Here is a 6,964-nt window from a genome sequence, read left to right on the forward strand (position 1 = left end):
GCACACGCCGAAGTCCCCGCGGATCGGGTCGATCAGCCGCGTGCCGGATACCGCTTGGGCAGCGGCAGTCCGCGCGCGGCCATCAACTCCCGCAGCCGGTCGGGGTAATCGGTGATCAGGCCGTCCACTCCGTCGTCCATCAGCTTGGCCATGGTCGCCGGGTCGTCGATGGTCCACGGCACGACCTCGATGCCCATCGCATGCGCCCGGGCGACCATTTCCCGGGTCACGTACGGGCGGTAGTTCGGGTCGGTGACCTTGCCGTCCTGCGGGAAGCCGTGCACGGGCGAGAAGGTCGTGGCGCCGAACGAGGCGATCGCGCGCAGCGGGTCACCGCCGAAATCGTCGATGTCCAGGCCGCCCAGCCAGGGCGAGGCGCCGGGCTTGCCGACCTGGAGGAAGTCGTAGTTGGTCAACGCGACCAGCGGCAAGCGCGGTTCGACCTGCCGCATGCGCTTGAGCGCACCCCAGTCGAAGCTTTGGATGGTGACCTGGCGCAACAGCCCGGCCCAGCGCACCTCGCGCGCCACGGTCTGCACGAACTGCTCGCGCGGCGCGGTCTCCTGCGGCGCGCCCGCCTCGACCTTGGTCTCCACGTTGAGCTTCACGCCGCGCGCGTGCCGGCGGTTGACCAGCTCGAACACCTCGGTGAGCAGCGGCATTCGGGCTCCGGGCGAGGTGGTCTGCTCGGGGAAGCCGGGGAACTGCCGCGACCCGCAGTCCAAGGTGCGGATCTGGGCCAGGCTGAGCGTGTTGACGTACTTGCCGACATAGGGGAACTCCGGGTCGCCGGAGCGTGCCGGTGTGGTGTCGACACACTTGCGCCCGTCGACCTTGCGGTCGTGGGTGACCACGGCGCGGCCGTCCTCGGTGATCTGCACGTCCAGTTCCAGGGTGGACACCCCCAGATCCAGGCCCTTGGCGAAGGACGCGAGTGTGCTCTCCACGGTCAGTCCGAGGCCGCCCCGGTGCGCCTGGAGGTCGAAGGACCTGCGGTGATGGCCGCCGTGGCGGTCCGCCGCGGCGGCCACTCCCGGGGCGGCGACGATGGCGGCCCCGGCCAGGACCGCGGCCGTGACGGTCTTCCATCCGGACATGGACGTCTCCTTCTCGCTCCGGTCGACGACGATCGACCGTCGACGCCCACACCCTGGCCCGCGCGAAGTGATGCGCGGGCAGTCGGGTCGTGGCGTTCAGACGAAGACGAGACGAAGAAGCGGCGAAGCAGTCCGCCCGGTACCCGAACTCGGGGCACCCGTAAGGCCGTTCAGCAGCCCGCGGAGGGCACGTCCTCGGACCAGCCGGGTCGGTGCGCGGCCAGCAGCCGGCCCGACGCGTCGTGCACGACCTGGCGGTCCTCGGCCGAGACGACGGCGAAGAACGCGTCCTCGGCATCGCCCAGCAGCCGGGTGCTCTCCGCGACCAACGCGCGCCCCGAGGCGGTGACCTGGATGACGTGCCGACGCCGATCGTGCGGGTTGCGCCGGCGCTCCGCGAAGCCGCGCGCCTCCAGGTCGTCGAGCAGGCCGACCAGGACGTTCGGGTCGATCCCGAGCAGCCGGCTGACGTCCTGCTGGGACAACGATTCGTAGGCCAGCAGGGTCTCCAGCACATGCACGTGCTTGGTCTTGACCCCCAACGTGGCCAGCGTCTGATCGGCGAGCGCCAACAGGAGATCGGCCAGCTTGACCAGCCGGTACCCGGTCCGTGCTCCCATCGGCGGCCGCCCTGTGCTCGGTCGGTCCGTCATGCCCACATGTTAGCGGCCCTCGATCATATGTCTTCTAGACGACAGGCTTGGCATATCGTATGTTCCACATACGATCCATCGACTCTACGGAAGGGTTCGGCGATGTTCGCTGCCCTGGCCCGCCTGACCACGGCCCGACCCCGGCTCCTGTTGCTCACGGCCCTGCTCCTGCTGATCGGCGCCGGCCTGCTCGGTCGAGGCGTCGGCGATCACCTCCTCGGCGGCGGCGCCGTCGACCCGAACTCGGCCTCCGCCCGCGCCGCGAGCGCACTCGATCGCGACTTCCCCGGCAGTCGACCGAACCTGGTCCTGCTGATCGGCGCCGACCGCCCCCTGGACGCGCCCGAAGTCACCGCCCAGGCCAAGGAGTTGACCGACCGCCTCGCCGCCGAACCCGACGTCGGGGGCGTGGTCTCCTACTGGGCCGGCGGCGCTCCCACGCTGCGCACCGCCGACGGCCGGCACGCACTGGTCCTGGCCCATATCCGGGGCGAGGAGACCGCCGCCTCCGACACGTTCGAACGCCTGGCCGGGCACTACCGCGGCGTCCGAGGAGCTTTGACCGTCGAACTCGGCGGCAGTGTCGCGGTGCGCCACGACATACAGAAGACCATCTCCGAGGACCTGGTCCGGGCCGAACTGATCGCGTTGCCGATCACCCTGCTGATCCTGATCCTGGTCTTCGGCAGCCTGGTCGCCGCCCTGCTGCCGCTCGGCGTCGGCATCCTGGCCATGGTCGGCACCAACGCCGTGCTGCGCCTGGTCTCCTCGGCCACCGACGTATCGGTGTTCGCCCAGAACCTGACCACCGTGCTGGGCCTGGGCCTGGCCGTCGACTACGGCCTGTTCGTGGTCCGCCGCTACCGCGAGGAGCTCGCCGCCGGCGCCTCGCCGACCCGCGCCGTCACGGTGACGCTGAACACCGCCGGGCGCACCGTGGTCTTCTCCGCACTCACCCTCGCCGTCTCGCTCGCCGCGATGCTGGTGTTCCCGCAGTACTTCCTGCGCTCCTTCGCCTACGCCGGCATCCCGGTGGTGCTGCTCGCCGCGTTCGGCGCGCTGGTGATCCTGCCCGCGGCGCTGGTCCTGCTCGGCACGCGCGTGGACAAGGGCGACCTGCGTGCGCCGCTGCGCCGACTCGGCCGCCGGCTGCGGTCCGGCGACGGGGCCGCGCCGACCGTGGTGCGCGAAAGCCGCTGGTACCGGCTCTCACAGGCGATCATGCGGCGGGCGCCGATCGTCGCCGTACTCACCATCGGCGTCTTGGTCGCACTCGGACTGCCGTTCCTGGGAGTGCAGTTCGGCACCGGCGATGACCGCCAACTACCGAAGTCGGCCGAGTCCCGGCAGGTCCAGCAGGTGATCCGGGACCAGGTGGACGGCCGGCCCACCGGGTCGATCGAGATCGTGGTCGGTGCGGCGCAGCAGGCCGAGGGCACCGCCGACTACAGCGCCCGACTCTCCGCCCTGGACGGCGTGGCCCGCGTGGTCGGCCCGGCCGGCACCTTCGAACACGGCGCCCGGAGCGCGCCTGCGGGCCCGGCCGAAGCCGGCCGCCGCGCCGCCGGCAGCGCGTACATCTCGGTGGTACCCGCGGTCGAGGACCTCTCCGCCGCCGGCCAGGAATTGGTGCACGAGGTCCGGGCCGTCCCCGCGCCCGGGCCGGCCCTGGTCGGCGGACAGACCGCCGAGGTCGTCGACGCCAAACACGCGACAGGCAGCCGGCTCCCGCTCGCCGGCGGCCTGATCCTGCTCACCACGTTCGTACTGGTCTTCCTGCTCACCGGCAGCGTGGTGCTGCCGATCCTGGCGATCGTATTCGCCGCGCTGAGCCTGACCGCGATGTTCGGCGCCGTGGTGTGGGTGATCCAGGACGGCCACCTGTCCGGGCTGCTCGACTTCACCCCGACCGGGTCGATCGAGACCGCCCTGCCGGTGTTGATGTTCTGCATCGCGTTCGGCCTGTCGATGGACTACGGCGTGTTCCTGATCTCCCGGATCAAGGAGGAACACGACCGCACCGGCGACCACCGGAACGCGGTCGCCACCGGGCTGGCCCGCACCGGCGGCATCATCACCGCCGCGGCGTGTGTGCTGGCGGTGGTGATGTTCGCGATCGGCACCTCGCGGGTGACCAACACGCTGATGCTCGGCAGTGGTCTCGCGCTGGCCGTCCTGGTCGACGCGTTCGTGGTGCGCAGCCTGCTGGCACCGGCCGTCCTGGCCCTGACCGGCAAGGCGACCTGGTGGGCGCCCGCTCCGCTGCGCCGGCTGCACGAGCGGTTCGGCCTGTCCGAGGGCGGGCCCGTCGAGCCGCCGGCCGTGCCGAAGCCGCGTATCCCGGTGTCCGCGCCCTGAACCGGCCGGGTGCCGGGCGGGCCGATTGCGGCTTGCCCGGCACCCGAGTCCCGGCCGGGCTTGAGAACACCTCATCAAGCCCGGCCGGTGTCCGATGTCAACCGGTTCACCGGCGGTACAGCACCGCCTCCGGCGCCGCCGCGCTGAGCGTGACCGGCTTCGGGCGGACCGGCACCGCGCGCCCGGGCCGGTCGTCCCGGCCCAGCAGAAACGCCCGCTCGACCCCGTTCACCGTGATCGTGGAACCCGGGTCGACCCCGGCCACCGTACGAATCGCGACCACCTCGACGATGTCCGAGGCCCGCGTCCCGTGCGGGAGCCGTACCGTGGTCGCCGCCGGGTCGTCGCGCTGCAACGACCAGTCCACCCGCCCGCGGTCCGAGCGGTACAGCGTCGGGTCGCCCTTGATCCGCACGCCGATCGCGACACCGTTCCAACCGGCCGCGCCGGGCGGCGGCGCCGACGTGGTCTTGCGGATCACCGCGTACAGGTAGTCCTGCGGGTCGGCGATCAGCGTGGTGGTGTCGGCCGGCGGGTCGGCGACGACTCGGCCCTCGCGCCGTACCTCGGCGGTCATCACCGGGTACACCCACGGGTGGCGGTCCACCATCTCCTCGCGCGCGGTCTTCTTCGGGTCGACCAACCGCTCGACCGCCGCTGGGGCGAACCGCATCGGGTTGTCCACGACGTCGCACAGGTTGTTGTTCAGCGTGCAGGTCTGGAGCAGCGGGTGGCCGTCCTCGTAGCGCCCGGCGAACAACTTCGTGCCGTGGTCGGGCGACTGGAAGTAGGCCGTGCCCGGCACCGCGTTGCCCCGTCCGTCCACCTCGACGCGGTAGGCCCACTCGATGTCGGTGGTGCGGCCCCAGCGGGCCATCAGCGCCGGCGTCGAAGTGCCGCCGTCCTCGTTCGTCCACACGATCGTGTAGGTCAGCACCCGGTGACCGGCGGTCGCTGCCGGGGCCTCCTGGTACCAAGCCAGCACCGGGGTGTCGGAGATCGCGTTCTGGAACGGGCCGGTCGCGCCGCCGGGCACGCCCGGGATGCTCCGCCCGTACAGCACCGGCGCGTTCGCGGCCACGGCGTGCTCGCGGTCCCCGGTGCCGATGGTCTCGGTGCGCAGCCGCGAGACGCGCACCACCGACCCGGCCGGCGAGGACCGGTCCGCCGCGTAGCCCAGGGTCAGCTCGTGTCGACCCTTGCGCAGCGCGCCGAGCGCGAAAGCGCGCTCGGTGGGCGTGGCCCCGAAGACCACCACGTCGCCGGCGGGCCGCCCGTCGACGAGCAGTTGCAGCACCGCCGACTCCCTGCCCGGGGTACCCCAGTCGATGCCCGGCGCGGCGACCGTGAGCGTCACCAGGGCCTCGCCGTCGCGCCCGGTCCGAAACGGGACCACCACCGGGCGGCCGTCGCGGTACACCCCGAACGTGCCGTGCGAGCCCACCGATCGGTCCGACTCGGCGGCGTGCGCGGCCGGGACCGGTCCGGCCGGCGCGGCCGAGGCGGCGAGTACGACGACGGCGATCACGGATAGGCGCAGACCATGGGTACCAGAGCGAGCGAACACGAGCATCCCCCGAAGCGCATCGGCGAGCCTGACCCGCCCACCGTGGCCGGCCGAAGGTGCGCGGGCCAACCCCCATCCGGGCAAATTCCACCAACCGTCATCGCCGGGCCCCTGTCCCGACACGCACCGGCCACGAAATCGGCGCCGCGGCGCGCCCGATGTCCGATTCGTTCAAGACCGGGCGTGGTGGGCCGGCTAGCGTCGAGGGATGACGTGGATCACGAAGGACATGGTCGAGCGGGCCGAGCGCTTCCTGTGGACGTCCGGCCGGGTGTTGGAACAGCGCCGCTTCGCATACCTGTTCGGAGCAAAGGGTGCGGGAGCGGCCGGGCCGCCCGGCGACGAGCGAGCCGGCGTGCTGGACGCGCTGCACGCGTACCGCACCCCGGACGGCGGCTACGCCTACGGCCTGGAGCCGGACGTGCGGGGGCCGCTCCCGCAACCGGCCACGCTGCGTACCGCGATGCCGATCCTGGTGGAGACCGACGCGCTGCGCGGCGTCGAGGCGGCTCGGCTGTGCGACTGGCTGGCGAGCGCGGCGACCGAGGCGGGCGGAGTGCCGCCGGCGTTCGCGAGTCTGCGCGAGTATCCGCATCCACCGTGGCTGGTGGTCCCGGATGCGCCCGTCGCGGGCCTGATCCCGACCGGCTGGATCGTCGGACCGCTGCTGCGCGCCGGGGTCGAGCATCCGTGGCTGTCGCCGGCGACGGAGTTCTGCCGGACCGCCGTCGAGGCACTGGGCACCACGCACCCGTACGAAGTGGAGGCGGCCGTGACCTTCCTCGACGGTCTGCCGGATCGGGCCTGGGCCCGGCGTCGGGCCGAGCGACTGGGCGAACTGGTCCGGGAGCAGCGGCTCGTGCTGCTCGACCCGGCGCACCCGGAACAGGCCCGACTCGCGCCCGGCTATGCGGTGGGCGAGTACCACCTGCCGCACGATTTCGCGCCGCGTCCGGACAGCGTGGCCCGGAGCTGGTTCACCGACGCCGAACTGCGGGTCGGTCTGCGCGCCTTGGCCGACGCCCAGCAGGAGGACGGCGGTTGGCCGCTGCGCTGGGCCGAATGGTCGCCTACCGTGCGGGCGGAGGCCCGCCCCGGCATCACCGTCGAGGCGCTGAGCACGTTGCGGGCGTACGCGGAGGCGGTGCCGCCGAGGGCCGGCTGAGTGCATGCCGGCCGCGCCCGCGGTCAGGGGTCCCTACCTTGTTGATGGGCAGGGCGAGCCATTCGTAGGGTTCTCCCACCCAGAGGTGTCGGGTGTGGCTTTCAGGCGTCTGCCGATCGTGGCT

5 protein-coding genes are annotated in these 6,964 nt (G+C 72.3%); 2 read left to right on the forward strand and 3 right to left on the reverse strand.

The window, feature by feature from the left end; all coding sequences use genetic code 11:
• Positions 1-32: 32 nt before the first annotated feature.
• Together ABZS54_RS30805 and ABZS54_RS30810 are read right to left on the reverse strand one after the other, a co-directional pair.
• Positions 33-1,097: a glycerophosphodiester phosphodiesterase family protein gene (locus ABZS54_RS30805; protein WP_355543337.1), complete on the reverse strand. Its 1,065-nt coding sequence runs from the start codon at positions 1,095-1,097 to the stop codon at positions 33-35.
• A 170-nt stretch (positions 1,098-1,267) separates the two neighbouring features.
• Entirely contained in the window at positions 1,268-1,750 is a 483-nt protein-coding gene (locus ABZS54_RS30810; RefSeq protein ID WP_355543340.1) for a MarR family winged helix-turn-helix transcriptional regulator, read from the reverse strand.
• A gap of 102 nt (positions 1,751-1,852) precedes the next feature.
• Between ABZS54_RS30810 and ABZS54_RS30815 the strand changes: the two genes are divergently transcribed.
• Entirely contained in the window at positions 1,853-4,108 is a 2,256-nt protein-coding gene (locus ABZS54_RS30815; protein ID WP_355543343.1) for an MMPL family transporter, read from the forward strand.
• 106 nt (positions 4,109-4,214) lie between these two features.
• Here the strand turns inward: ABZS54_RS30815 and ABZS54_RS30820 are convergent, their stop codons facing one another.
• On the reverse strand, positions 4,215-5,636 hold the full coding sequence (locus ABZS54_RS30820) for a hypothetical protein (RefSeq protein WP_355543346.1): 1,422 nt from the start codon (positions 5,634-5,636) through the stop codon (positions 4,215-4,217).
• Between the two features lie 247 nt (positions 5,637-5,883).
• Here ABZS54_RS30820 and ABZS54_RS30825 point away from each other — a divergent pair, with 247 nt between their 5' ends.
• Positions 5,884-6,840, forward strand: coding sequence for a hypothetical protein (locus tag ABZS54_RS30825; protein WP_355543349.1), 957 nt, complete (start codon positions 5,884-5,886; stop codon positions 6,838-6,840).
• Positions 6,841-6,964: the final 124 nt, after the last annotated feature.

This window comes from Embleya sp. NPDC005575 (genome assembly GCF_040605455.1).
Taxonomy (GTDB): Bacteria; Actinomycetota; Actinomycetes; order Streptomycetales; family Streptomycetaceae; genus Embleya.